Annotated in this window: 22 protein-coding genes; 7 read left to right on the forward strand and 15 right to left on the reverse strand. The window is 59.9% G+C overall.

The annotated features are described in order from the left end of the window. Positions 1-10 precede the first annotated feature (10 nt). Entirely contained in the window at positions 11-1,201 is a 1,191-nt protein-coding gene (locus tag BDD14_RS05325) for a glycosyltransferase (RefSeq protein WP_130417893.1), read from the reverse strand. Next, complete coding sequence (locus tag BDD14_RS05330; RefSeq protein ID WP_130417894.1) at positions 1,198-2,454, reverse strand: spinster family MFS transporter; 1,257 nt, start codon at positions 2,452-2,454, stop codon at positions 1,198-1,200. The genes BDD14_RS05325 and BDD14_RS05330 overlap by 4 nt, the downstream gene beginning before the upstream one ends. A 1,149-nt stretch (positions 2,455-3,603) precedes the next feature. Here BDD14_RS05330 and BDD14_RS05335 point away from each other — a divergent pair. Further along, positions 3,604-3,903 (forward strand): hypothetical protein, encoded by a 300-nt coding sequence (locus BDD14_RS05335; protein WP_130417895.1) that lies wholly within the window; start codon positions 3,604-3,606, stop codon positions 3,901-3,903. A 502-nt stretch (positions 3,904-4,405) separates the two neighbouring features. Here BDD14_RS05335 and BDD14_RS05340 read toward each other — a convergent pair. The 4 genes from BDD14_RS05340 to BDD14_RS05355 form a co-directional block, all read right to left on the reverse strand. After that, positions 4,406-5,005 (reverse strand): HAD family hydrolase, encoded by a 600-nt coding sequence (locus tag BDD14_RS05340; protein ID WP_130417896.1) that lies wholly within the window; start codon positions 5,003-5,005, stop codon positions 4,406-4,408. Positions 5,006-5,170: 165 nt separating this feature from the next. Further along, positions 5,171-5,947 carry an SDR family NAD(P)-dependent oxidoreductase gene (locus BDD14_RS05345; RefSeq protein WP_130417897.1) on the reverse strand — a complete coding sequence of 259 codons (777 nt, stop codon included), beginning with the start codon at positions 5,945-5,947 and terminating at the stop codon, positions 5,171-5,173. A gap of 26 nt (positions 5,948-5,973) precedes the next feature. Next, a complete protein-coding gene (locus BDD14_RS05350; RefSeq protein WP_130417898.1) occupies positions 5,974-6,483 on the reverse strand; it encodes a gluconokinase in 510 nt (169 codons plus the stop codon). Between the two features lie 181 nt (positions 6,484-6,664). Next, positions 6,665-7,927 (reverse strand): tagaturonate epimerase family protein, encoded by a 1,263-nt coding sequence (locus BDD14_RS05355; protein WP_130417899.1) that lies wholly within the window; start codon positions 7,925-7,927, stop codon positions 6,665-6,667. 227 nt (positions 7,928-8,154) lie between these two features. Here BDD14_RS05355 and BDD14_RS05360 point away from each other — a divergent pair, with 227 nt between their 5' ends. Next, a complete protein-coding gene (locus BDD14_RS05360) occupies positions 8,155-8,757 on the forward strand; it encodes a PEP-CTERM sorting domain-containing protein (RefSeq protein ID WP_130417900.1) in 603 nt (200 codons plus the stop codon). Here BDD14_RS05360 and BDD14_RS05365 read toward each other — a convergent pair. Continuing rightward, the gene (locus tag BDD14_RS05365; protein WP_130417901.1) at positions 8,747-10,021 is read right to left on the reverse strand and encodes a nickel-dependent putative hexonate epimerase; all 1,275 of its coding nucleotides are present in this window, start codon (positions 10,019-10,021) and stop codon (positions 8,747-8,749) included. The two genes, BDD14_RS05360 and BDD14_RS05365, sit on opposite strands and share 11 nt — an antisense overlap. A gap of 67 nt (positions 10,022-10,088) precedes the next feature. On the opposite strand from BDD14_RS05365, the gene BDD14_RS05370 reads away from it, so the two are divergent. Further along, positions 10,089-10,835 (forward strand): dienelactone hydrolase family protein, encoded by a 747-nt coding sequence (locus BDD14_RS05370; RefSeq protein ID WP_165419930.1) that lies wholly within the window; start codon positions 10,089-10,091, stop codon positions 10,833-10,835. A gap of 106 nt (positions 10,836-10,941) precedes the next feature. On the opposite strand, the gene BDD14_RS05375 is transcribed toward BDD14_RS05370, so the two are convergent. From BDD14_RS05375 to BDD14_RS05390, 4 genes are all read right to left on the reverse strand, one after another. Further along, positions 10,942-11,817 (reverse strand): CAP domain-containing protein, encoded by an 876-nt coding sequence (locus tag BDD14_RS05375; protein ID WP_130417903.1) that lies wholly within the window; start codon positions 11,815-11,817, stop codon positions 10,942-10,944. Between the two features lie 204 nt (positions 11,818-12,021). Continuing rightward, positions 12,022-12,990 carry a GDP-L-fucose synthase family protein gene (locus BDD14_RS05380; protein WP_130417904.1) on the reverse strand — a complete coding sequence of 323 codons (969 nt, stop codon included), beginning with the start codon at positions 12,988-12,990 and terminating at the stop codon, positions 12,022-12,024. A gap of 133 nt (positions 12,991-13,123) precedes the next feature. Next, the gene (gene gmd / locus BDD14_RS05385; RefSeq protein ID WP_130417905.1) at positions 13,124-14,209 is read right to left on the reverse strand and encodes a GDP-mannose 4,6-dehydratase; all 1,086 of its coding nucleotides are present in this window, start codon (positions 14,207-14,209) and stop codon (positions 13,124-13,126) included. 41 nt (positions 14,210-14,250) lie between these two features. Continuing rightward, the gene (locus tag BDD14_RS05390; protein WP_130417906.1) at positions 14,251-15,507 is read right to left on the reverse strand and encodes a glycosyltransferase WbuB; all 1,257 of its coding nucleotides are present in this window, start codon (positions 15,505-15,507) and stop codon (positions 14,251-14,253) included. An 88-nt stretch (positions 15,508-15,595) separates the two neighbouring features. Between BDD14_RS05390 and BDD14_RS05395 the strand changes: the two genes are divergently transcribed. The 3 genes from BDD14_RS05395 to BDD14_RS05405 all read left to right on the forward strand — a co-directional run bounded on the left by BDD14_RS05395 (position 15,596) and on the right by BDD14_RS05405 (position 17,733). After that, entirely contained in the window at positions 15,596-16,432 is an 837-nt protein-coding gene (locus BDD14_RS05395) for an ABC transporter permease (RefSeq protein ID WP_242617752.1), read from the forward strand. 359 nt (positions 16,433-16,791) lie between these two features. Next, entirely contained in the window at positions 16,792-17,268 is a 477-nt protein-coding gene (locus BDD14_RS05400) for a carbohydrate-binding protein (RefSeq protein WP_130417908.1), read from the forward strand. 6 nt (positions 17,269-17,274) lie between these two features. After that, a complete protein-coding gene (locus tag BDD14_RS05405; protein WP_130417909.1) occupies positions 17,275-17,733 on the forward strand; it encodes a metallophosphoesterase family protein in 459 nt (152 codons plus the stop codon). A gap of 276 nt (positions 17,734-18,009) precedes the next feature. Here the strand turns inward: BDD14_RS05405 and BDD14_RS05410 are convergent, their stop codons facing one another. The 3 genes from BDD14_RS05410 to BDD14_RS05420 all read right to left on the reverse strand — a co-directional run bounded on the left by BDD14_RS05410 (position 18,010) and on the right by BDD14_RS05420 (position 22,202). Beyond that, positions 18,010-19,320: an MFS transporter gene (locus tag BDD14_RS05410; RefSeq protein WP_207231691.1), complete on the reverse strand. Its 1,311-nt coding sequence runs from the start codon at positions 19,318-19,320 to the stop codon at positions 18,010-18,012. 537 nt (positions 19,321-19,857) lie between these two features. Continuing rightward, on the reverse strand, positions 19,858-20,808 hold the full coding sequence (locus BDD14_RS05415) for an ABC transporter permease (protein ID WP_130417911.1): 951 nt from the start codon (positions 20,806-20,808) through the stop codon (positions 19,858-19,860). Further along, positions 20,805-22,202, reverse strand: a complete 1,398-nt coding sequence (locus tag BDD14_RS05420) for a hemolysin family protein (RefSeq protein WP_130417912.1) — start codon at positions 22,200-22,202, stop codon at positions 20,805-20,807. Before BDD14_RS05420 ends, BDD14_RS05415 begins: the two co-directional genes overlap by 4 nt. A 158-nt stretch (positions 22,203-22,360) precedes the next feature. Between BDD14_RS05420 and BDD14_RS05425 the strand changes: the two genes are divergently transcribed. Continuing rightward, on the forward strand, positions 22,361-22,894 hold the full coding sequence (locus tag BDD14_RS05425; protein WP_130417913.1) for a hypothetical protein: 534 nt from the start codon (positions 22,361-22,363) through the stop codon (positions 22,892-22,894). A 120-nt stretch (positions 22,895-23,014) separates the two neighbouring features. On the opposite strand, the gene trxA is transcribed toward BDD14_RS05425, so the two are convergent. Beyond that, positions 23,015-23,347 (reverse strand): thioredoxin, encoded by a 333-nt coding sequence (gene trxA / locus BDD14_RS05430; RefSeq protein ID WP_130417914.1) that lies wholly within the window; start codon positions 23,345-23,347, stop codon positions 23,015-23,017. Positions 23,348-23,440: the final 93 nt, after the last annotated feature.

Genomic DNA, 23,440 nt, shown 5'->3' on the forward strand with positions numbered 1-23,440 from the left:
ACGCCTCTGCTCATCGCGGGGGCGTTATATTTTTGCGCAGATCGCCCAGCGGATAAAACGTTCCCCGCCACGTCACTCCCCCTGCTCGCAGCGTCGTCAGTGCGGAGCGCAGGAGCGAGTAAAGGAACATCGCCGCTCCCGCAGGAAACAGGAACGCGTACCAGGGCGAAATCTTCGAATGACGCGCGGACAGTGTATAGAGCGTGGCCACCGCGCCCAGCGTAAGCACCGCCGGAAGACGGGTCTGCTGGAATCCCAGGAAGACGAAGGGTCCCAGGCAGAGAAACGCGAACCCTGCGCATGCTGCCAGCACTAGCGCGATGCGGAAACGAAATACGGCAAAGAGATTCTTGGTCATCACATGGATGACGCCCAGTGCTCCCGCCGCCCAGTGCAGGCTCACCATCCCGGGGGCGATAGCGACGCGCTGGCGCAGACCGGCGAGCTTCACGCGTCGAGCCAGCGTGAGGTCTTCCAGAATCTCCATTCGCAGGGCCTCGAATCCACCAAGTTGCTCGTAGACCTCGGTTCGCAGGAGATTGAAGGCTCCGATGCCGATAGAGTCCTGTTTGGCCTTCGGATCGGAGGCTTTCCAGGGTCGCGTCGCCCAGAGGCCCATCACTCCGAGGTATCCGAGCAGCATGCCTTCGCCGACGCTCTTCACCAGCGGCGTGGGGAAGGTTACGAAATGGTCGGCTTCGGTTGCGACGGCCAGAGCGAGCGAGCGACGGACGGCTTGCGGATCGAAGAAGACGTCGGCGTCGGTGAAGAGGAGGTACTTCGGCCGGTCCATTGTGATGGCCTCTCGTGCGGCCATCGCCATCGCGTGCGGCTTGCCGAGCCAGTTGGCGGGCAGCTCCTTCACGTGCAGGGCGCGCAGGCGGTTCGGGTGTTCTGCCGCGAGCGCGTCTATGATTGCGCCGGTCGCGTCGGTCGAGCGGTCGTCGACGGCGATAATCCTGAGGTTCGCATAATCCTGTTCGATCAGGGATTTTAGACATCCAGGCAGCGCGTCCTGCTCATCTCGGGCTGGCACGATGACGGTGATCGCCGGGTCACCAGCGGGAGCGCGGTTGAACTTCGATTCGAGCAGATTGGGAATGCGCGGCAGGCCGCGCGCGGCGGTCGCTGCCTTCCACATCCACGCGATGGCGAGCAGCCAGGCCAGTCCACGCGCCGTGTCGAGATAGATGCCGGTCATGCGGCTGTGACCGCAGCGTCCTCTCGCAGCGGAGGAGCGTAGCGGGCTCCGACGAAGAAGATGACGGCGGCGAGCAGGAGCGTGATGAGCGTGGAGCCGAGTCCTAGGTTGAGGGTGGAGCGATCGCTGACGGCTCCAATGATGCGGGGCGAGACGGCGTCGCCGAGAGCGTGAATGACGAGGAGCTGGCCGGCCATCGCGGTGGCTCGAACCTCGGGGCGAACGGCGTTCATCGTCGCCGCGTTCACCGGGCCGGTTCCGAGGAAGATGAGGAAGATGGCCAGAGCGAGTGAAGGAACGGTGAGATTGTGCGGGCCGAAGAAGCAGACCAGCGCGGGTGGAACGGCGAGGGCTGCGCTGATGGCCGGAACCAGGTAGAGAGCCTTCGGCGTCCTCTTCGACCAGCGCTGGGCGATGACGCCTCCGACGATGGTTCCGAGCAGGCCGGTGACGACGGTGACGGCTCCCATGAGAAAGGCGGCGTTCGATTGCGAGCGTCCGCCGACCCGCTGGAGGAAGGAGGGCATCCACCAGGAGATTCCGCCGAGCGAGAAGGTGACGGCGGCGTAGCCGAGGATGGAGGCGAGGTAGGCCTTGTTCTTCAGGAGCGAAAGTACGGTTCCCTTTTCGAGCTTCGCTTTTTCGTGCTGGCTGGCACCACGCGCAGGCTCCTTCATGAAAAAGAGAATAAGCAGCGCGATGATGACTCCGGGAACGGCGGAGACGATGAAGGCCATGCGCCAGCCGTGGTGCTCGCCGACGAGGCCACCGACGAGATAGCCGAGCGCAGCGCCGACGGGGATGGCGACGTTGAAGATGGTAAGGACGCGGTTGCGCTGCTCGGCCGGATAAAAGTCCGAGAGCAGTGCAGGCGCGAAGATTCCAAAGCTGGCTTCACCGATGCCGAGGGCCGCGTGCCGGAGGTTGAGCGAGTCGTAGCTCTGCACCGAGGCGGTAAAGAAGTTGATACCGCTCCAGAAGAGCGCCGCGATGACGATCATCGGTTTGCGCGGAAAGCGATCTCCGAGCCAGCCAGTGATGGGCGAGGCGAGCATGTACGCGATCATGAACCAGAAGGTGAGGGTTCCGATGTGCTCGTCGGTGAGATGGAACTCGCCCTTGATCTGCTCCTGCACGCCGGGCAGGATGTAACGGTCGATGTAGTTGACGAAGTTGAGCGCCGTGAGAAGGACTAGCGCGGTCGTGGCTCCGGCAACGGCGCCGGTCGAATTTGGTTTGGTCGCTTCGGCCATCGCTCGAAGAATAGCAGTCCTGTGGTTTTAGTGCCGGGGTTGAGCGTGATTGAGACGCAGGTCTCTCCGCTGCGGCCCTGCGGGCCTTCGGTCGAGATGACACCTTCTGGGCTCCGCGCCTGTCGGTTGAGTGGACCTCTGCTCTGCGTCTGTCGGTTGAGTAGGCCTCTGCTCTGTGCCTGTCGGTGGAGTGGGCCTCTATGGTGTTCAGGATCGTGGGTTGCGTTGTTGCGGCGGACGGAGTTTCGGACGGGGCGGGGCTCTGAGGATGTGTGGAGGATTGTTCCAGCTCCGAGGTCTCATCTGCCGGTGGGATATCGCCGCGATGCCTTGCAAGTGTTTCGAGGAGCGCAGCGAAGACGGGTCTGCGGAGAGGGCGGAGCTCGGTGGGTGGAGGCGCGAAGACCTCTTCTTCAAAGGCTGCCTCGGCGGAGTGGCCGACGGAGGGCGATGAGGAGGCTGCCGGCGCGGCTTCCGGAGTTGCAGACGATGTACGCCTGGCATGGCGTTCCTCAGAGAGATTGCAGCTGGCGAGCTGAAGTCCGTAGAGAAGGAGACCGGCGCGTCGGGCGTCGATGTCGTTTCCTGCGATGCGCTCGATGACCCGGCCTAGCGCGTCCTGAATTGCGGCGCGCGAGTTGGGAGCCGGCATGGCGAAGGAGCTCTGACGGGCCCGGCGCAGGCGAAGGTCGGCGGCGGGATTTCTTGTGGCGTGGTGGTAGTAGCAAAATTTTTCTCCGCGCATGGCAGGGCTGCCGCAACGACTGCCGCCCGGCATGGTGTGGCGACAGGGATTCGGTCTCGGGGCGCCACTTTTTTTGATCCGCTCAATCAGCTCCGCTGCGTCTTCCATGGATGTCCCCCCTCTGGGCTAAAAGTAATCAAAGTATTAAAAACATGGAGGTTGACAGGGTACTTCCGGCAGGAGCACCTTCCGTTTCGGGTTAACGGAAAAAGCCCGGCTCAAAGAGCCGGGCTTTCTTTCTTCCTCTAGGTTTAAGGCTATCAGGCGTGTCAAGAAAATCTGTGGAAATTGTGTCTTTTACAACCCCAAAAATAATGGAGTCCCTAACTAGCAGTCCTGCCCGCTTATACGCTTCTACCCAATAAATCTCGACTTGTTTTCAATGCGATGAGAGCATTGCGGTTATGCAATTCATTATGCGGATCCTGTGTTTCTTTGCCGCGTTGTTCCGGCACTGGTGGCAATGGATGAGCTGCGCTATAGGCACGCTCTTGACTTTCTATATCGCTGAAACAAACCAGCCAAACGCGTGGATTGCTCACGCTATCGTTGTTTTGGCTGTTCTATTTTTACTGGTGGCCACGTATGGCGCATGGTCAGATGAGCGCAGTAAAGTCGAAGATATTAAAAATAAATGTAGAACTCTGGAGGCATCATTTGATGAACGAAAACCCAAATTTGAGATCCGCATTGGGCAAGTTTAAACAAGTGTGGCCAACGATTTATCGCAGACTACCTTCAATATTTCGATTGAAGGTATAAATCATGGCGGTAAGTCTTCTTGCCTCACGTGGCAAATGCAATACGAGTTTCCTGGCTTCTCTAATACGAGCGCGGCCCGCAGATTTCACGGAGATGAAATGCTTTGGCCTTTGAAGGATGGTGGCCAACTCGTAATGGACCAGAACAACTCTATAGTCAATGCGACATCAATTCCCCTTGAGCGCAACGACTACAGAAATGGACGTGCCCTGTTTGAGGTGGGGGGAGATAGAAGAAAGGAACTTGATTGTGGGAGAGCAAAAATAACAATTAGTTGCTATGACATACATGGCAAAATATGGAGTCGCTCATTAGACGATCTTTACCAAGCTCCAGAGCTTCTGACTTATCAACATGAGCGTGTGATTAGTGCTTCGCTGGAGCCTAGGCTTCTTGAGTCATAATTCGCCATAATTACTTCATGGCAAACACGCTGTCGTTGCCCTATCGGTAGGACGAGCGGGCCGGACGAATGTCGAAGGCGCGCATACCGGCGCGGGAGGCTGCCTCAAGGCCTTCGTAGGAGTCTTCGAAGACCACCACTCTCTCGGCCTTGACCCGCATACGGCGGGCCGCCTCGAGATAGACATCGGGGGCGGGTTTGGGACGGTCTACTTCGGCAGCGGTAACGATGGTATAGAAGAGAGGTCGCAGGCGAGTTGCGATGAGCGTAGCCTCAACATTTTTGCGAACGCCGTTGGAGGCAACGGACATGGGGACCACGCCGAACCAGTGCCGGGCGACATCGGCGACGACCTTGATCTCCTGGATGAGATGGAGGTTTGCGAGAAAGGCCTCATTGACGCGCTGGTAGAAGTCCTCGCGGGCGAGAGATTCGATCTTGAAGTCGGCCTCGTAGGCGTCGAGCAGATCGTCCGGCCCAAGCCCATGCCGGGAGCCATACCACTCCGGCTCCATCGTCAGACCGAGCGGAGAGAGTGCCTGCTGGATCGAATAGAGGTGGGCTCCTGCGCTGTCCACGAGGGTTCCGTCGCAATCGAAGACGAGAGCGTCGAAGGTCCCTCTTTCCAGTTCAAAAGCCATTTGAGTCGATTTTACCGGGCGGACGAGGCCATTGACTGGGCAGAACGAAGAAGAGGGCAAAAGTGGGTCCCATTTGAGGAGAACGCACCCAACCTTTCGGATCTTCACCCGATGGTTGGGCGCGCACCCTGTGGGTGATTGAAAAAGCTGGCCGGACTGGTGGGCTTATTGGTTGACGCCGCTGGCCAGAAAGCCGCCGTCGACGACCAGGATCTCTCCGGTGACGAAGGTGGAGGCATCGCTCGAGAGAAAGATGGCCGAGCCGACGAGCTCCTCGGTCTTACCAAAGCGGCCCATGGGAGTACGCATCAACAGCTCCTTGCCGCGATCGCTCTCGTCCAGAAGCTTCTGATTGAGAGCCGTGCGGAAGACACCGGGTGCAATGGCATTGACGGTCACACCGCGAGAGCTCCACTCCACTGCGAGGGATTTGGTGAGGGCGCCGACCGCTGCCTTGCTGGCCGCATAGGCGGTTACCTCTTTGAGGGAGACGAAGGTGTTGAGCGAGGCGATGTTGACGATGCGACCGTAGCCGCGCTCGAGCATGTGACGGCCGAAGATCTGGCAGGCGCGCAGGGTACCGGTGACGTTGGTGTCCATGATGTCGTCCCAGGTCTCTTCGGGAACGGTGAGGGTGGGCTCGCGCTTGATCTTGCCGGCGGAGTTGATGAGGATATCGACCTTGCCGAACTCCTTGAGAGTGCCTGCAAGGAGGGCTTCGAGAGAGGCACGGTCGCCGACATCGGAGGTGAGACGGAGGGAACGACGTCCCCTGGATTCGATAGCCTTTGCGGCCTCTTCAACCTGCTCGGAACGACGCGAGGTGGCGACGACGTCGGCTCCGGATTCTGCGAGGCCAGTTGCCATCGCCAGGCCGATGCCCGAGGTGCCACCTACAACCACAGCCGTCTTGCCGGTCAGATCAAACAATGGGTGCGCCATGAAGTTCTTCCTCTCCTGCCTTGTATTTAGTTCGCAGCCTTCGCCGCGGTTGGAATGTTTTTGAGAATGCTGTCGACAACGTCGTTGGGGGTTCGATCATTCACTATACGCAAAGCGTCGGCGGGCGGCTCGAGAGTCTTGAACTGACTTTCGAGGAGCTGCGGATTCATGAACTCGTGGTGGCGCGCAGCAAGGCGTTTTGAGATCAGCTCGGGAGATCCATCGAGCCACACGAAGAGGATGGCTCCGGCAGGCATGTCGGCAGTGAGCGTCTCGCGATACTTCTGCTTGAGTGCGGAACAGGCGAGCACGCCGCTCTTCCCTTCCTCGTACCATCCATGCATGAGGCGATTGAGCGTGGTGAGCCAGGGCTGGCGGTCGTCGTCGTTGAGCGGCTGGCCTGCCGCCATCTTCTGCTTGTTGGCGGGGGGATGATAATCGTCAGCGTCAGCGAAGACGGCTCCGGTCCGCTCGGCCAGCAGCTCGCCGATGGTGGTCTTGCCGGATCCGCTGACGCCCATGAGAACAACGATCATTCGCTGCAGATTTCCTTTCGGGGACTGATCTCACAGCATATCTTTTCCGATATTGCTTGAGTCATTTATTCCAGAATGACTGTTCGTCGGTCTTTCTTTTAAGACAAGACGATTTCTCAGTCTTTTATCCGAAGAACTATTTCTCAGTCTTTTATAGATAAGACTATTTCTTGGTCTTTTTTTATCCCAGAAACACCGGACGAATGTGCCGATCAAAGAGATTCGTCGTCACATTTCTCGCGACGCTCTCTTCATTGGCCTCGAGTGCCTTCAGGTAGCGGTCGCCCATCTTCGCGGCGACCTTGAATCCGACGTGAAGGAGCTGACGGAGGCTGGCGTTGTAGGCCGGGTTGCTCTGATCGTGGCGCAGCGCGGAGACGAACTGTTCGCTGGTCCAGCCATCGACGGCCTCGGGCGTGGGCAGCTTCGCGGGATCGATGTCGATGACGGTGGCGTAGGGCGCGCAGAGCTCCTCGCGATGACCGTAGGCCTCGCGGTAGACCTCCTTCGCGATCTCAAGGCCCGCGCCCCCTGCCTCGGCGAGCCCGATGATCTCTTCGAGCCAGGTGGTTCCGGCGGTCTTCAGGTGAACTCCCGCACCGGAGCTTGTGACTGCATCGTGAATGGACTTGTAGATGGAGAACTTGTCGGAGCCGGAGTGGACGCTGAGCTTGAGGTTCGCGGGCAGGCCGTACTTCTGGACGGCGAAGGCGATGGCGGCGATGTCCTCACGAAACTCGCGGGCGAACTGAGGGACGTCTCCTACGTAGTCGACGCCCTTGTTGAAGCGGCCGGTGAACTTGGGCGCGATGGTCTGGATGGGGATCTTCTCGTCGGCGATGGCGGCGAGGATGATGAGCAGCTCGACGGGAGTCTGGGGCGAGTCGGTCTCGTCCATCGAGACCTCGGGGACGAAGTTGCCTTCTCCCTTCCTCTCGACCAGGAAACGATAGATGCGGCCAGCGTCCTGGACAGCGGCAAGGAACTTGTTGGCGATAGAGGTGACGAAGGCCTCATCGGTGTGGAAAGGCTCGGTGATGCCGGGGATGGTGACGGTTCCGACGAGCTCGGGGTGGCGCGAGACGAAGGCCTTCACGTCGGCAGGGTCGGCAGGCTTGCCGATCATCTCGGCGACATCGAGAGTGAAGAAGTCGCAGGGCGCGAGGAAGCGCTCGACCGTGGTGAGGTTGATGTGGTCGGCATCGAGATAGAAGGGCGCGGTCCAGCCAAGCTCCTTGACGGCGGCATCGGCGGCCTTACGGGTCTGCGCGGGATCGCTGCCGATGATGTTGTGCTCGCGATTGGACTTGTTCCAGACCGGCACGACCTCGATTCCGGCGCTCTTCGCCTGGACGCATGCGGCAAGCTGGGACTTTGCCTGGTGGGCGAAACGGTCGCCTACACCTATCGAAAACCTCGGAAGCTGTTTTATCAACTCATTCACCCATCAGGAGATATTGGTCCAACCAATCATAGCCCCATCCTCGTAAATTAGGCAATCGGGAGGGAGATCGTCGTCGCGAAATTTATCTCTTAGCTGTCTCCAGGCAACACGGCTGCATCTAACCCCGCCATCAGTATTTCTTTCCTGTTTTCGGTCGGAAATCTAAATTGCGGACGATTCCGATACTTTTCTGCCGGAATTTTATTTCTCGAAAGGGGCCACTCCCCATGACTCCCATTCGTTTTCGCCTGTTCGCCATTGTCGCAACACTGGCAGCCTCGTCATTCCTAGCGCGTGCCGACACGTTCAACTTCGCTGTGAGTGGTAGTGCTGGAGGGATTAGTGGATCGGGTATTTTTACAGCGTCGGAGACTGGTTCCGGAGATTTTCTGATCATTGGAATCACTGGTACCGGTGTTACAGGCCTCATTGCGCCGGGCGGCTTCAACGGCAATGACAACCTGCTGTTCCCTTCAAGCCAGCCGGTGCTCGACTCGCAAGGTTTCAGCTTTACCGCTGTCGACGGTCCCGATCAGTTCGACGTCAATGTCTTCAGCGATGGGACCGGTTACTTCGCCTTCTTCCGGGATCAGGATGCATTCACTGACACGCTCCCGATCTCCTTCGAACTCGGCCCAGCGACTTCCCCTATTCCTGAACCCCCGACGCTGTTTCTGATCGGTACGGGCCTTCTCGGGGCTGCCGGCGCAGTTCGCAAAGGCTCCCATATTGGCCTTCGTAATGCGATTTATCAGAGGCTAAGGGAAGTTCTCGGCCTGCCTTCTTCGTTCCCGCAAAAGAAGAGCGATATTCCTCGAGCTAATCTTTGAAGCGTTCACGATAGGCCCACAGCCCCAGGCCGGGGTTGGAGATGTAAAAGATCTCTTCACCATCGACGATGTTCCAGCCGTCCTTGAGGGCGTCGGGGTTGTACTTCCTCGTGTATTCCGCGAGATCGCCGTACTGAAAGTGAACGCTCTCGATCTCTTCCTTCGTGAGATGACCGGGGCAGTAACGGATCGTGAAGCGGCCTTCGGCTGAGCCGTGAATCAGGTGCGCGGCGGCGCTGAGGTTTCCCGCCAGTGCGGGATCTTCCTTGACCAGCTCGAGAGTTCGCGGCGTACCGCAGTAGCCGTACCTGCGGATGAGCTTGTCGATGGCGGCGTCCTCGCCGAACTCATGGACAGCGGGAGCGAGCACGATCAACTCGGCTCCATCGGCGAGGGCCATGCGGGTGCGATAGACGCTCTTGTTGCCGAGCCAGGTGCTGCGGAACTCGTGCGGATCGAGGAAGACGACGGCCTTCTTGATCTCGCGATCGAGCATCTGGAAGTTGACCTGAAGCGAGAGAGCCGCGGCGAGGTTGAAGCACTCGGCATCGTCGCCGATGTAAAGCCCTCGTACGGCCAGCTTTCCTGCTTCGTTCTTGCCGACGACGGTCTGCACATAGATGATGGGCAGGTTGCGCGCGAAGTTGTCGCTGGCATAGTTGAGAACGCGGCGCACAGGCGTATCCGCGCGTCCCATCATGCGCTCCATTCCGTAGACGGCTCCCAGGAAGTGCGAGCGATGAATGCCGATGGAGCCACCGGTGCCGACGAAGATGTTCTTGTTGTAGTTGGCCATGCCAACTACCTCGTGGGGGACGACCTGACCGATGGAGAGGATGAGGTCGTGCCCTCCATCCCGAAGCAGTTTGTTCACCTGCGCGGGCCAGGTGTAATCGACCTTTCCCTCGGAGACTTCGTAGAGGAAGGAGCCCGGAACCTCGCCCAGGGTGACGACATCGTTTCGCCAGTCGTGGATACGAAAGAGGTTTCGCGGCGTCTTACCATACATGGTCGCGATCTCAGAGTCGGTCATGCCCTTGTGGGTGCCGAGCGCAGGAAGGACGTCCGTGAGCCGGTCGCCGTAGTACTGCCAGGCAAGCTCGGTCAAGGCGCCGGACTGCGAGTGAAAGCGGGTGAAATCCGGGGGAACGGCAAGAACCTTCTTTTTGCTGCCGAGAGCATCCAATGCAGAGAAGAGGGCGGTGCGAAGATCGTCGGCCGACATCTCGGTGGTCGGACTTCCGGCGGAAAAATACAGGCTCATGAGAGTTCATCTTACGCCGCTGAACCACGTGGTAACACCAATTGCGAATCAAGGAGTGAAACAAGAAATGGCAGAGCAGGACCTTCAGCTTACGGTTCCGGATGGAACCGTTGACGCAGTACTGATTACACCCGAGGACGGGAAGCCGCTTCCCGGAATACTGTTTATTCCAGACATCTGGAGCCTCCGCGACACGATGCGGGAGATGGCACGCCGCCTGGCCGGCGAAGGATATACGGTGCTGATGCCGAATCCGTTCTACCGAACGAGCAGGCCTCCAGTCTTTCAATTTCCTCGCGAAGGCGCCGATCCGGCGTCCATATCGAAGAGGATAGGCGAGCTTATCGCTCCGCTGACTCCGGAGGCGCTGGCGAAGGATCTTGCGGTTTATCTCGATACCCTGACCTCACAGGCCACCACGGCAAAAGGAAAGATCGGCGCGGTGGGGTTTTGTATCGGCGGCGGCATCGCATTGCGCGCTGCAGCGTTGAGACCCGAGTTGGTTGCGGCTGCTGCCTCCTTTCACGGAGGAGGACTCTACCGAGCGAACGATCCGGCGAGCCCGCACCTTGTGCTTCCCACGGTGAAGGCGAGGCTCTATTTCGGACATGCCACCGACGACAAGAGCATGGATGCAGACACAATCGCTGAGCTTACCAAGGCTCTGAAGCAATGGAGCGGGCGATTTGAGAGCGAGATCTACGAGGGTGCGCACCACGGATGGACGGTGCCGGATGCCCCTGCCTACAACCAGCCGCAGGCAGAGCGAGCCTATGCGAAGCTGACGGAACTCTTCCGGGAAGCTCTCGCCTGACCACTCTACCGTTTTAGGGCGGGGCCGGACTCTGTAAAAAGGAGAGGGAGTCTGGCTTCGCTCGAAACGACGGCTTCTTAGGAGATGGCTGAGCCGTTATGCAACCTTATGGGTACAAGAGAACGGCGATGTTATAGGCGGTGAAGTGACCGCTGCTACTGTCCTGGCAGGCACCAACCACTGCCTGATGGTACTTGCCGGAACGGATTCGACTCTCAAGCTGGCTGGGGAGACGGTCGAGGCGGTCGGCGTTGTAGCGCATGATGAACCATGGCTTTTGCCGTCCGGGGAAACCGGAGTCCATGCTGCAGGCCAGTCGAGCCTGGGCGAGGGTGGAGGTGCGGCCGCTGGGTCCTACCTCAAGACCGGTGCGGGCGAGGAGTTCGGTGACGGCCTCCTCCTGCCGGTTGAAGCTGAGGGTTTCCACGGTGGAGGCGAAGTCCTCGACCGCATAGTACTGGCCGTTGCGAACCACGATCGCGACTCCAACGACGTTGACTCGTGGATCAAGCAGATTCTCGCGATGCCCCGTGGAGTGCATCCACATATCGTGGAACATCGAGGCGCTGGGAGCCTCGGCCACGTTCTCAGAGATGACCGAAAAATGCGCGCCTGCATTTGCTCCACGCTCGGAGAGATCGGGCTCACCGGCGAACTGATGCGAGATGTTGGCGTGGGCGGCCATTTGCTGCGCATGGAAGCGCGCGGCCTGGGCCAGGACCGGGTCGAAACGAAGCTGCGGAATTCCGCGGGCGGCACGCTCGCGATTGGCTGCCGCAAGCAAACTTTGCTCGGCGTTCACGGTGGGACGGGTAAGAGTGCCGGGGATGGAAGCGGCGGCTCCGAATACGGGAAGCGGGGCCAGCGCAGCAAGCAGGACGGCGATGTGAAAGAAGAGATTCCGCGAAGCGGTGGGGCGCCCATGGCTCTTAGAAAAAGCCTGCGCAGAGAGCCTGATTCGTTCTGGAGAGGTCTGGTCCATCTACCCTACTTTCGGTCGGCTCGGCCCTTCGAAGTGGCTTATCGACCGATCTGCTCCCCGATGTTAGGGAAGGGCGGCAGACGGAGGTAATCCCACTTTCGGGGCAGACAAGAGCGAAGGCAGAAGAGAATGTCAGATGAAGCGAATACAGAGACGCAAGAACAATATTACTTTGTGTGAGATGCCGGAAAGGGGCATCCGGTTTCAGGAGGCTGCAGGTAACCGATCTTGCACCTGCTCCCAGGTGCGGCGGATCCCTTCCTCAAGACCGGTGGTGTGGTGCCAGCCGAGCGCATGGAGACGGGCCACGTCCATGAGCTTGCGCGGGGTGCCGTCGGGTTTGCTGGAGTCGAATTCGAGCGATCCCTTGAATCCGAGCACCTTCGCCACGGTCTCCGCCAACTCGCGGATGGTGACATCTTCGCCGGTACCGATGTTGATCAAGGGGGCTTGGTTCTCGGTGAAGAGGGTGTTGTAGCGCTCGTCCTCGAGGTTCATGAGAAAGACGCAGGCCTGGGCGAGATCGTCGGAGTAGAGAAGCTCGCGGCGCGGTGTGCCGCTTCCCCAGACGGTGACGGCAGGGGCGCCGGTGCGGATGGCGTCGGCGGTCTTGCGGATGAGCGCAGGCAAGACGTGCGAGTTGGCAAGGTCGTAGTTGTCGCCGGGACCATAGAGATTGGTCGGCATGGCGGCGAGATAGCGGGTTCCGTATTGGCGGTTGTAGCTCCAGCACATCTCGATGCCCGCGATCTTGGCGAGCGCGTAGGGGCGGTTGGTCGGCTCAAGCGGCCCGGTGAGAAGCGAGGATTCGGGCATGGGCTGCGGGGCGAGCTTGGGATAGATGCAGGAGGAGCCGAGGAAGAGCAGACGCTTGACCCCGTTCCTGTAGCTGGCGTCGATGATGTTGGTCTGCAGGACGAGGTTGTCGCGGATGAAGTCGGCGGGGTAGGTGTTGTTGGCGAGAATGCCGCCGACCTTCGCGGCCGCGAGGAAGACGTACTCCGGCTTTTCGGTCGCGAAGAACTCGTTGACTGCCTCGGGGTCGAGCAGGTCGAGCTCGGCGCGGGGGCGGGTGAGGACGTGGGTGTAGCCGAGGCGCGTCAGCTCGCGGTGGATGGCCGAGCCGACGAGACCGCGGTGACCGGCGATAAAGATACGAGAGTCTTTGTTCATGGGAAGGCCCACTTGTTTGTTGGTTAAGTACACCCTGAAATTTGTGGCGCGTCAGGCGAAGATACAGGATTCTTCGCCTGCGGCTCAGAATGACGACGGTAAAATTCCGCTCACAACGCCTACTCTAAAGTTTTTAGGTTTCCCTAACGTTGTAGGCATCGAAGCCGTGCTGGCGGACGAGCGCGTCGCGCTGGGCAGATTTGAGATCGGCTGCGACCATCTCTTCGACGAGCTGTTCGAAGCTGGTGCGCGGGGTCCATCCCAGTTCACGCTGCGCTTTGCCGGGATCGCCGAGAAGAGTTTCGACCTCGGTTGGACGGAAGTAGCGTGGATCGATAGCTACAACAAGTTTTCCGTTGCGGTCAAAGGCCTTTTCCTCGACGCCGCTTCCCTTCCAGGTGAGATCGAGCTCGAGGCGTTCGGCGCAGCGCTGGACGAACTCGCGCACACTGTATTGGTGCCCGGTGGCGATGACGAAGTCCTGCGGCTTGTTCTGCTGCAGCATCAGCCACTGCATCTCGACGTAGTCGCGGGCATGGCCCCAGTCGCGCTTGGCGTCGAGGTTTCCGAGATAGAGCGTGTCCTGCAGCCCGACCTTGATCCGCGCGAGGCCGCGTGTGATCTTGCGGGTGACGAAGGTCTCGCCGCGCAGGGGCGACTCGTGATTGAAGAGGATCCCGTTGCAAGCGAAGATGCCGTAGGCCTCGCGATAGTTGACGCAGATCCAGAAGGCATACATCTTGGCGACGGCATAAGGAGAGCGCGGGTAGAAGGGCGTGGTCTCGCGCTGCGGGATCTCCTGCACGAGGCCGTAGAGCTCGGAGGTCGAGGCCTGGTAGAACTTGGTCTTCTTCTCGAGGCCGAGGATGCGGATGGCTTCAAGAAGACGCAGGGGTCCCAGGGCGTCGGCGTCGGCGGTGTACTCGGGCTGTTCGAAGGAGACCTGCACGTGGGACTGAGCGCCGAGGTTGTAGATCTCGTCGGGCTGCACCTTCTGGACGATGTGGATGAGCGAGGAGGAGTCGGTGAGGTCTCCGTAGTGAAGGATGAAGTGAGGATTGGGGTTGTGGGGGTCCTCGTAGATGTGGTCGATGCGACTCGTGTTGAACAGCGAAGCTCGGCGCTTGATGCCGTGAACCTCATAGCCTTTAGCGAGAAGAAACTGGGCGAGGTATGCTCCGTCCTGGCCGGTGACTCCTGTAATCAGGGCTCTCTTCAAACGATGATTCTCCTTATGTTCCGGGGTAGGGTGAAATTAGTTTAGCCGATGGGCGATGCAAGGTCGTGGACGTCACGTTCGAACTGCTCGAGAACCTGTGTTCGCCCCAGATTCTGGACCGCGTAGTGGCGGGCGTTGGCGCCGAGTTGCGAGCGAAGGGCGGGGTCTTCTATGAGGCGCTGGACCGCGGCGTGAAGAGCAGAGGGGGTTTCTGCCGGGACGACGAGGCCGCAGGCCTGCTGGGGCGACTCTCCGCTGACGACACGGGCGACCTGGGTGCCGGAGTCGGCGGTGGCGATGACGGGACGGCCGCTCGAAAGCATGCCGGTAAGCTTCGAGGGCATGACGAGATCTGCCGCACCCGCACGCTGCGGAAGCAGGTGAATGTCGGCGGCGTTGAGCAGGTCGTTGAGGCGCTCAAGGGGTTGAAGAGGAAGAAGGGTGACGTTGGGGCGATGGGAGACCAGCAACTCCAACGTGGGCCGGAACGCGCCATCGCCGCAGAAGAGGAAGTGGACGCGGGGATCGTTCTCGAAGGACGCTGCCAGCGGCGCAAGCAGCTCGAGGCCCTGCTTGGCCCCCATATTGCCGGAGTAAAGCAGGATGGTCTTGCCGTCGAGGTTGAGCTGGCGGCGGAAGGAGTTGGGGGCGGCGACGTCCTGGGGGTGAACGGCGTCGACGTCGACCCAGTTGGGAAAGAGGGTTACCTGATCCGGAGGGACGCCCTTGGCGACGGCGCGCTCGACCATCTTGTGGGAGATGCTGGAGACGCGGGTGAAGGCGCGGGTGAAGGCCTGCTCCAGGCCGAGAGCGATCGAATGGATTGGACCGTGAGCAGGCAGCAGGCCGAGGTCGAAGGCCGCGTCTACCTCGAAGTCCTGCACATGGAGCCACGAGGCTGCTCCCGTGGCGCGTGCGACGAGAAGGGCGAGGGGCGCGCCGAAGAAGGTCGGTTCAACGGTGAAGACGATATCGGGTTTCCAGAGGCATTGGCGAAGCATGACCGGAAGGCTGCCGAGCATGAAGGAGAACAGATGCGCCATGCGCTTGAGGCCGGTCGGCTTTGCGGGGACGTAGAGCGGTGTGCGGTAGACGAGCGGCTCGCCGGGATGCTCTTCGGTCCGATAGAGCTTGCCGCGATAGTCTTCCCGGATGCTCCAGGCGGGGTAATAGGGCGGGGCCGTGACGACGCGGACTTCGTGGCCGCGCTGCGCAAGCCAGGAGGACATCTCGCCGGTGTATTTACCGATGCCTGTGAGTTCTGGGGAGTAGTTGAGGCCGTAGATCAGGATTCGCACTTATGGCAGTTTACCGAACCGGATGTTGTTGGCAGATTACTTCTTGCATCAGTGCGGCTCATGGCTTCATGCTGATGGAGTGGAAGGTTTGTGGAGTCGAATCAGGCAGCATCCTCTGGCGGCGATCGGAATCGTCCTGCTGATTGTGTTTCTCATCGCTGCGGTCTTTGCGCCGTGGCTGGCGCCGGACGATCCGGCGGCCCTGGATCTGTACGGGCGACTGGTTGGGCCGAGCGGGGCGCATTGGTTCGGGACCGATGAGCTGGGGCGCGATATTCTCTCGCGGACGCTTTATGGAGCGCGGATCTCTCTGATCGTCGCGGTGAGCGTGGTTGGGATTTCGCTCGCCATCGGGCTGGTGGCCGGATGCGTGGCCGGGTTCTATGGCGGGTGGCTGGATACGGCGATCAATGTTTATGTGATGAATGCATTTCTGGCTCTGCCGGGGATTCTGCTGGCGATTGCGTTCGTGGCCTTCATGGGGCCGGGGCTCGGGAACGTGATCGTGGCGCTGGCGATCTCGGGCTGGGTCGGTTACGCGCGGCTGGTTCGAGGGCAGGTGATGGCGGTGAAGGAGCGCGAGTTCGTGGAGGCGGCCCGGGCGCTTGGAGCATCCGATCTGCGGATTCTCAGCCGGCATGTGCTGCCGAATATTGTGCAGCCGCTGATTGTGCAGGGGGCGATCGGGATGGCGACCGCCGTGATGGCGGAGGCCACGCTGAGCTTCCTGGGGCTGGGGGTTCCGCCTCCAGCGGCAAGCTGGGGAGCGATGCTGAACGATGCGCGGTCGCATCTGTTCGACTCGCCGCACATGGTCTTCTTTCCGGCGATGGCGGTGATGCTTTGCGTTCTCTCGTTCAACTTCATCGGGGACGCGCTCCGGGATTCCATGGACCCGCGGACACGGCTGCGTTCCGGCCTTTAGGCGCCCCATACAATTTTGCGCGAAGTCTTCGAAACACGAGAGATAGGGCCGGACCTGCTTTTCTCGGCCTGGGGTAAGCTGTGTTTTTTGTGGAACTACCTCTAGTGTAGCTGGCGGCACGGAACTAATCGGCACTCATTATGTGGTTATTTTTCATACAGTTATTCCCATTTTACTCTTGACACGCTTTAAGATTTTGTCGAGGCGGGAGGGTCTCGGAAACGCAGGTCCCTCCACTCCGCTTCGCTTCGGTCGGGATGACACCCTTTTTGAAGGAGGACACCTGCGTAAGCGGCTCAGGGGAAGCTGCAACAGGGATTCGCGTATGCTTGGCGGTGTTTGTTATTCGGGGGTGAGGATTGCGGAAGATCACGATTACGCAGGATACGGGCGGGGTGCAGGAGGACGGCTCGTGGCTGGATCTGGAAAGGATTGCGTCTGTGGAGATCAGCTCCGAAGATCCGAACTTTCCCATCGAGCATGCCCTGGGAAAGGCCAGCACGAGGGGTTGGCGTGCAGCTGCGCCGGGGCCGCAGAAGATACGCCTGCTGTTCGACGCGCCCCAGACGATTCGAAGGATTCAGCTGCACTTTGTGGATCGGGTTTCGGAGCGGTCGCAGGAGTTCTGGCTGCTGGCACTGGTGGGCGACGAACTGCGCGATGTGGTGCGGCAGCAGTGGAACTTCTCGCCGAATGGCACGACCGAGGAGCTGGAAGACTACAAGGTTGAGCTGAATGGGGTGACGGCGCTCGAACTGCGGATCGATCCGGACCGCAGCCATGATCCTAAGCAGAGCCAGCATGTGGCTACGCTCGAGCGGCTGCGGCTGGCATAAGCGGTTATGTTGATTGGAGTGATCTCGGATACACATGGATTACTGCGGCCAGAGGCATTGGTAGCGCTGGCGGAGTGCGAGCAGATTCTGCACGCTGGCGATGTGGGGAATCCGGAGATCCTGGGTGCGCTCAAGGAGATTGCCTCGGTAACGGCGATTCGCGGCAATGTGGATGTACGGGGTGCCTGCGCGGAGCTGCCTGCGACCGAAGCGGTAGAACTGGGCGGGCGGCTGTTCTACATGATTCATTCGGTGCGCGACCTCGATATCGACCCGGTGGCGGCTGAGGTGGACGTGGTGGTGAGCGGACACTCGCATAAGCCGGGGATCGAGCGGAAGAAGGGCGTGATGTATCTGAATCCGGGAAGCGCGGGTCCGAGAAGGTTCGAGCTGCCGGTAAGCGTGGCGCTGGTGACGGTGGGCGAGGATGGAGTGGAGGCTCGGATTGTGGAGCTGGAGGTTTAAGACGCTCATGCGAACGAAGCCACGTGAATGGTCTTTCTCTTTGTGCAAGTAGAGACAGTGACAAGACGACCCTTAAATCTAGCTAAGCAGACTTCGCGTTACTAATCCTCCGCTCAATGAGTGACTCGGCGATTCGCAACAGTTGAGATGTCCCACAGGCGGATTTGGCTGACAAAGCCAGTTTTTGGGAACCATTGGACAGGTTCCTGCTACCTCAGGAAGTTCATGCCCTTCACGGCAGAATGGCTGGAAGTATCTTGTCCTCGAGCGGGAGTTTCACGTTGCGCTTTTGGCTGTGCGGCGATTTTTCACGAGTGCGATCAAGCCCGCGTTTAAAATCGTAAGGCCAGCCAGAAGATACAAGCCAGCGCGTTGTGAGCCAAAATACTCATCGGCCCAGACCTTCAGGTTGGGTGCAAGGAATCCGCCCAGATTGCCCATTCCTATGACGGCGATACCGCCAGCCGCTGCGCGGTCGGCCAGGTATCCCGTTGGAAACATCCAGAAAAGCGGTTGCACGGCAATAAAGCCGGCTACCGCAAACGAAAGCGCGACCAGCCCCAGGCGCGGCCCGGCGGTGGGAAATGCAAAACTTGCGCAACCGGAAATCACCAGGGTCAGCGATGCGAGTTGACGATGCTTATGGAACTTATCGGCAGCGCGCGGCAGGAGATAGACAGCAACCAGCGTGCAGATCCATGGTATGGCTGACACCAGGCCGACTTCGATCCCCACGGGCTTATGCAGAAGGGCCGATATCTCGGCAGGGAGATAGAAAACCGCACCGTAGGTACTGATCTGGATGAGGGCATAGATCAGCAGGAAATGCATGACTCGAAGGTCGCGGAACATGGGGAGAAGCTTCGCGGGCCCGGCGGAGCGCCGCTCCTGCTCCTCAAGCGCCAATGCCTTCGCGAGCGCTTGTTTCTCCTCGGCCGACAGCCATAAGGCATTCGACGGCCTGTTATCCAGATACCAAAATGCGAACAGCCCGAGAACGACTGCCATGAAGCCTTCCACTAGAAACATCCACTGCCAGCTCTGAAGCCCGAACCACGGGCGCACCTCAAGCAGCAGCCCTGAGAGCGGGCCGCCGAGAATGAGCGCAAGCGGAACACCGAGGTAGAACAGTCCAAGAACCCGGCCGCGAATGCTGTTGGGAAACCAATAGGTGAGGTAGAGAATCGCGCCTGGGAAAAAACCGGCTTCCAACACGCCGAGCAGCAGCCGTAACAGGTAAAACGAGGTGGCGCCGCTCACGAACATGGTGGCCATCGACACCATTCCCCAGCCCACCATGAGGAGAGCAAGCCACTTTTTCGCGCCCACCTTATGAAGGATCAGGTTGCTGGGGAATCCGCATAACGAATAGCTGATGAAAAACAGACCCGCGCCCAGAGCGTAGACGCTTTCGGAGATGCCTTCGGATCTCTCCAGCGCCTGTTTTGCAAATCCGATATTCGAGCGGTCGAGAAAGGAGACGACGTACATGAGCATCAGGCAGGGTGCTAACCGTCTGACCGTTCGCGAGATCGCACGGCTTAAGGCCGGATCAGATGTACTGAGGACTACGGGCTGGAGATTCAATGCCGGCCTCATCCTTCTTGTGACTGATTATTTTAGAAACCTGCGGCCTGATGCACGTTTTCGCCGGAGTTATCGCAATCTTATTATTGACCAGCTTTTACGCGGGCCAGAAAAAGATCCGACAAAAACCCTCAGTCCATTGCCGGAGGTGACAGAACCCAACATAGCGTCCCCGGTATGCTTCACTTGGCCCCTTGCTGTCTTGTTGAGCAAGAAGTTTCAGCAGATAAGATACTTTCATAATCCGCCCGCAGTTTGGCCCGTGAATCGAGAGGGGATGTTCAGTAGGCGATATCAGGGTAATGCGCTCACGGACGACGACAGCATCTGATCAGTCCTCACAAACGCGCATCTCGATTATCAATTGAGCCCGTCTTGTACTTCGACATCGGCTAACTTGTCGATATTTATTCCGTAGGCCTCTGAGCACGAAGAATGTTGTCCTTCTGTCTCGCACAAGACAAACCAAGCTCTGCAAAGATGTTTGGGAAGAGCACTTGCTCAGGACTCAAGGTCCGGATTGGTTGGAGTCAGGGTCTACGCGCTGCGCATGCGCGGGTTGGCGATGGTGTAGGCGACGTCGGTGAGCAGGTTGACGGCTACGTAGGTGAGGCCGACGGCGAGGATACAGCCCTGGACGAGTGCATAGTCGCGGTTGTAGATGGCGGAGATGGTGAGACGGCCGATTCCGGGCCAGCTGAAGATGGTCTCGGTGACGATGGCTCCGGCGAGGAGCGAGCCGAACTGAAGACCGATGACGGTGAGCACGGGAATGAGCGCGTTGCGGAGGGCGTGGCGGTAGACGACGGTGTGTTCGGAGAGGCCCTTGGCACGCGCGGTGCGGATGTAGTCCTGACCGAGCTCCTCGAGCATGGCGGTGCGGACCATGCGGGTGAGGATCGCAGCGAGAGAGAGTCCGAGAGTGAATGCGGGGAGGAGGAGATGGAGGAGGAAGTCTCCGATGCTGCCGTCTCCTGCGGTGGAGACGGGAAGCCATCCGAGAGTAATGGAGAAGATGAGGATGAGAATGGGGCCGAGGGCGAAGTTGGGGAAGGAGAGGCCGACGAGAGAGACGACGCCGAGGGTGCGGTCCTGCCAGCGATTGCGGTGGAGCGCGGAGGCGATGCCTGCGGGAATGGACGCTGCGATGCCGATGACGAGTGCGGCGAGCGTGAGAGCGAGGGTGTAGGGATAACGCTGCAGGATGAGGTGAGTGACAGAGTCGTGCAGACGAAGGGACTGGCCGAGGTTGGCGTGGAGGATTCCGCGCCAGTAGTGGGTGTACTGCTGGAGGAGCGGAGCGTCGAGGCCGTAGGCGTGGCGCAGGGCGTCGATGTCGGAGGCAGTGGCGCCTTCGCCGAGCATCTGGACGATGGGGTCGCCGGGAACGAGGTGAATGAGAAGGAAGACGACGGAGACGACGACCCAGAGCACAGGAAGGGTGAGGAGGACGCGGCGCAGTGGCCGCCAGAGAGCGGTTCGGGTCATTGCGTGGCTTCCCTGCTCTCTTCTTCGTACGGCACGAGGTCGGGTTCGTTGAGTGGCTCGACGTTGATGCGACTGATGCGGTGGCCAGTCATCTCGGCCACGGTGAAGCGACGACCGTGATACTCGATGCTTTCGCCGGTGGTCGGGATGTGGCCTAGTTCGGCGAGGAGAAAGCCGGCGAGGGTTTCGACGCCGGCCTCGCGGGGAAACTCCCAGCGAAGCTGGGTGCGGAGGTCGCGGAGAGAGGTGGCGCCGTCGAGGGTCATGATTCCGGTGGCGCTGGAGAGGGCGGAGCGGGTGACGTCGAACTCGTCGTCCATCTCGCCGACGATCTGCTCGAGGACGTCTTCGGCGGTGACGAGGCCAACGGTAGAGCCGAACTCGTCGACGACGATGGCGATCTGGCGGCGATGCTGCTGGAAGTCCTGGAGGAGCTCGATGGCGAGCTTGGTCTCGGGAACGACGGTGGGTTGACGCATGAGGTGGCGGAGGGTGAGGCCGGACTGGCCACGACCGCCGAGAGTGAGCGCGACAGAGCGCAGATGCATGAAGCGGGAGACATCCTTGGAGTAGACGATGCCGATGATGTTGTCGGTATCGGACCCGGCGGGATCGTAGACGGGGATGCGGGAGTGCTGCTCATCGACGATGCGGGCGCTGGCCTGCTCGAGGGGCATGTCGGCGGGAAGAGAGAAGATTTTGCCGCGGGGGGTCATGATCTCGCGAACGACGACGTAGCTGAGCTCGATTGCGCGGTGGATGATCTCTTCCTGAAAGGCGGGAAGGAGTCCCATGCGGCGGGTTGCTGTGGCGATGAGCTTGAGCTCTTCGGGAGAGTGGACGGCGCCTTCACCGCTGAGGTGCACACGGAAGAGACGCAGGACGAGGGCCGCCGAAGTGTTCATCAGTCTGAGGACGGGATGGCTGATCCGCATGAAGGCGTCCATGGGACCGGCGACGGCAAGCGCGATGCGCTCGGTACGCTGCAGGGCGAGGGACTTGGGGACGAGCTCGCCGAGGAGAACCTCAAAGTAGGTGATCAGCGCGAAGGCGAGAATGATGGCGATGGTGTGGGCGTAGACAGTGGCGTGCGGCGGCAGGACGGGGAGCCAGGAGGAGGCGAAGCGGAGGAGCATATCAGCGACGACGGGCTCGCCGATCCAGCCGAGAGCGAGACCGGCTACTGTGACTCCGAGTTGTGCGGCCGAGAGAAACTCGTCGATGGAGTGCTTGAGCTTGAGGGCGGTGATGGCTCCGGGACGGCCGTGAGCGATGAGCTGCTGGATTCTCGTCTCGCGTACGCTGACCAAGGCAAACTCCGCCGCGACGAAGAAGCTGGTGGCCAGGATAAAGAAGGCCACCAGGATGATGCGAAAGAGTATCCACTCGAGCATTGATGTCAGTGTAAAGGGAATGAACAGGTGTGATAACAGCGACGGGCCGAGTCGATTGAGTCGCGGGTACGGGACTACGTCGTGGGCAATGGGGATTGATGGGTGGGCCGGGAAGGCGTATTTTGGATGCCGCCAAGCTCTCCTGCTGGAGGTCTATCATGAACCGTGCCGGTTTCTTCTCCTTGACGCTTCTTTGTGGGGCATCGTTTGTTTTTTCACAAAGTTCTCGTTCGGCAGCCGCCGCTCGACAGGTGCTTGCGATCGACACGGTGAGCGTGATGGGAGTGAACTGCCCGGTGAGTCTGCTGGCGCGGCCAGCCGGTGCCGGTGCGATGGTCGAGACCGCTGGAAGGACGCAGGATGCGGCTCCACAACTGCAGCTCAATTGGGAGAATCGCCACGGAAAGGACATTGTCGCGGCCACGATCGAGGTGCGGGGCTACGATGCGTCTCCGCAGATTATCCCGGCAGACCTCGCGGTCTCGCCGAAGCTCAAAAAGACGTTCAACCTGAACGTGAATCTGTCAGGCGACGGCAAGACGACGACGGATCTCAGGGTACGGCCCTTCGCGAGCGTGAGCTGGATCGATCTAAGGTCGATCGAGTACGCGGACGGCACCCATTGGAACGCGGCCGCGGGAGAGACCTGCCGGGTTGTGCCGAGCAGGCTGGTTCTTGTAGGAGCGCAGTAGCGTTGCTCGCAAGGAACGGATCCAATCACCAAATAGATACCAACTGACTTATCGCAACAGACAAGGCAACGGCCCGACACTTATGGAGTGCCGGGCCGTAGAAAATTTAAACTTCGCGTCTTACGCGAGAACCTTGATGACCGACTTGTCGATCGTATCCTTTGGTACGTAGCCGACGATCTGATCGGCGACCTTGCCATCCTTGAAGATGAGGAGCGCCGGAATACCGCGGATGCCATAGCGCATCGGGGTAGCGGTGTTGGCGTCGACGTCCATCTTCATCACTTTGAGCTGGCCCTGATAGTGGCTGGCCACTTCGTCCACAACGGGAGCGAGAGCGCGACAAGGTCCGCACCAGGCTGCCCAGAAATCCACGAGCACGGGCTGCTCCGATTGAAGGACATCTTTCTCAAAGTTCGAGTCGCTAACTTCAGTTACAAACTGACCTGCCATCTATCTTCCTCCCAAGGAATGCTCTGCGATTACCGCGGAGCAACCTACACAATAATAGATGCGCGAGGATGCTTGCGGTTTCAAATGTGGACA

This window comes from Edaphobacter modestus (assembly GCF_004217555.1).
GTDB lineage: Bacteria > Acidobacteriota > Terriglobia > Terriglobales > Acidobacteriaceae > Edaphobacter > Edaphobacter modestus.

Coding starts and splice junctions, on each gene's coding strand:
- BDD14_RS05340 (WP_130417896.1), bottom strand. CDS start 5,005: ATGGCTTTTGAACTGGAAAGAGGGACCTTCGACGCTCTCGTCTTCGAT.
- BDD14_RS05365 (WP_130417901.1), bottom strand. CDS start 10,021: ATGAGCCTGTATTTTTCCGCCGGAAGTCCGACCACCGAGATGTCGGCC.
- BDD14_RS05325 (WP_130417893.1), bottom strand. CDS start 1,201: ATGACCGGCATCTATCTCGACACGGCGCGTGGACTGGCCTGGCTGCTC.
- BDD14_RS05360 (WP_130417900.1), top strand. CDS start 8,155: ATGACTCCCATTCGTTTTCGCCTGTTCGCCATTGTCGCAACACTGGCA.
- BDD14_RS05330 (WP_130417894.1), bottom strand. CDS start 2,454: ATGGCCGAAGCGACCAAACCAAATTCGACCGGCGCCGTTGCCGGAGCC.
- BDD14_RS05415 (WP_130417911.1), bottom strand. CDS start 20,808: ATGACCCGAACCGCTCTCTGGCGGCCACTGCGCCGCGTCCTCCTCACC.
- BDD14_RS05345 (WP_130417897.1), bottom strand. CDS start 5,947: ATGGCGCACCCATTGTTTGATCTGACCGGCAAGACGGCTGTGGTTGTA.
- BDD14_RS05425 (WP_130417913.1), top strand. CDS start 22,361: ATGAACCGTGCCGGTTTCTTCTCCTTGACGCTTCTTTGTGGGGCATCG.
- BDD14_RS05405 (WP_130417909.1), top strand. CDS start 17,275: ATGTTGATTGGAGTGATCTCGGATACACATGGATTACTGCGGCCAGAG.
- BDD14_RS05370 (WP_165419930.1), top strand. CDS start 10,089: ATGGCAGAGCAGGACCTTCAGCTTACGGTTCCGGATGGAACCGTTGAC.
- BDD14_RS05375 (WP_130417903.1), bottom strand. CDS start 11,817: ATGGACCAGACCTCTCCAGAACGAATCAGGCTCTCTGCGCAGGCTTTT.
- BDD14_RS05380 (WP_130417904.1), bottom strand. CDS start 12,990: ATGAACAAAGACTCTCGTATCTTTATCGCCGGTCACCGCGGTCTCGTC.
- BDD14_RS05350 (WP_130417898.1), bottom strand. CDS start 6,483: ATGATCGTTGTTCTCATGGGCGTCAGCGGATCCGGCAAGACCACCATC.
- BDD14_RS05420 (WP_130417912.1), bottom strand. CDS start 22,202: ATGCTCGAGTGGATACTCTTTCGCATCATCCTGGTGGCCTTCTTTATC.
- BDD14_RS05335 (WP_130417895.1), top strand. CDS start 3,604: ATGCAATTCATTATGCGGATCCTGTGTTTCTTTGCCGCGTTGTTCCGG.
- trxA (WP_130417914.1), bottom strand. CDS start 23,347: ATGGCAGGTCAGTTTGTAACTGAAGTTAGCGACTCGAACTTTGAGAAA.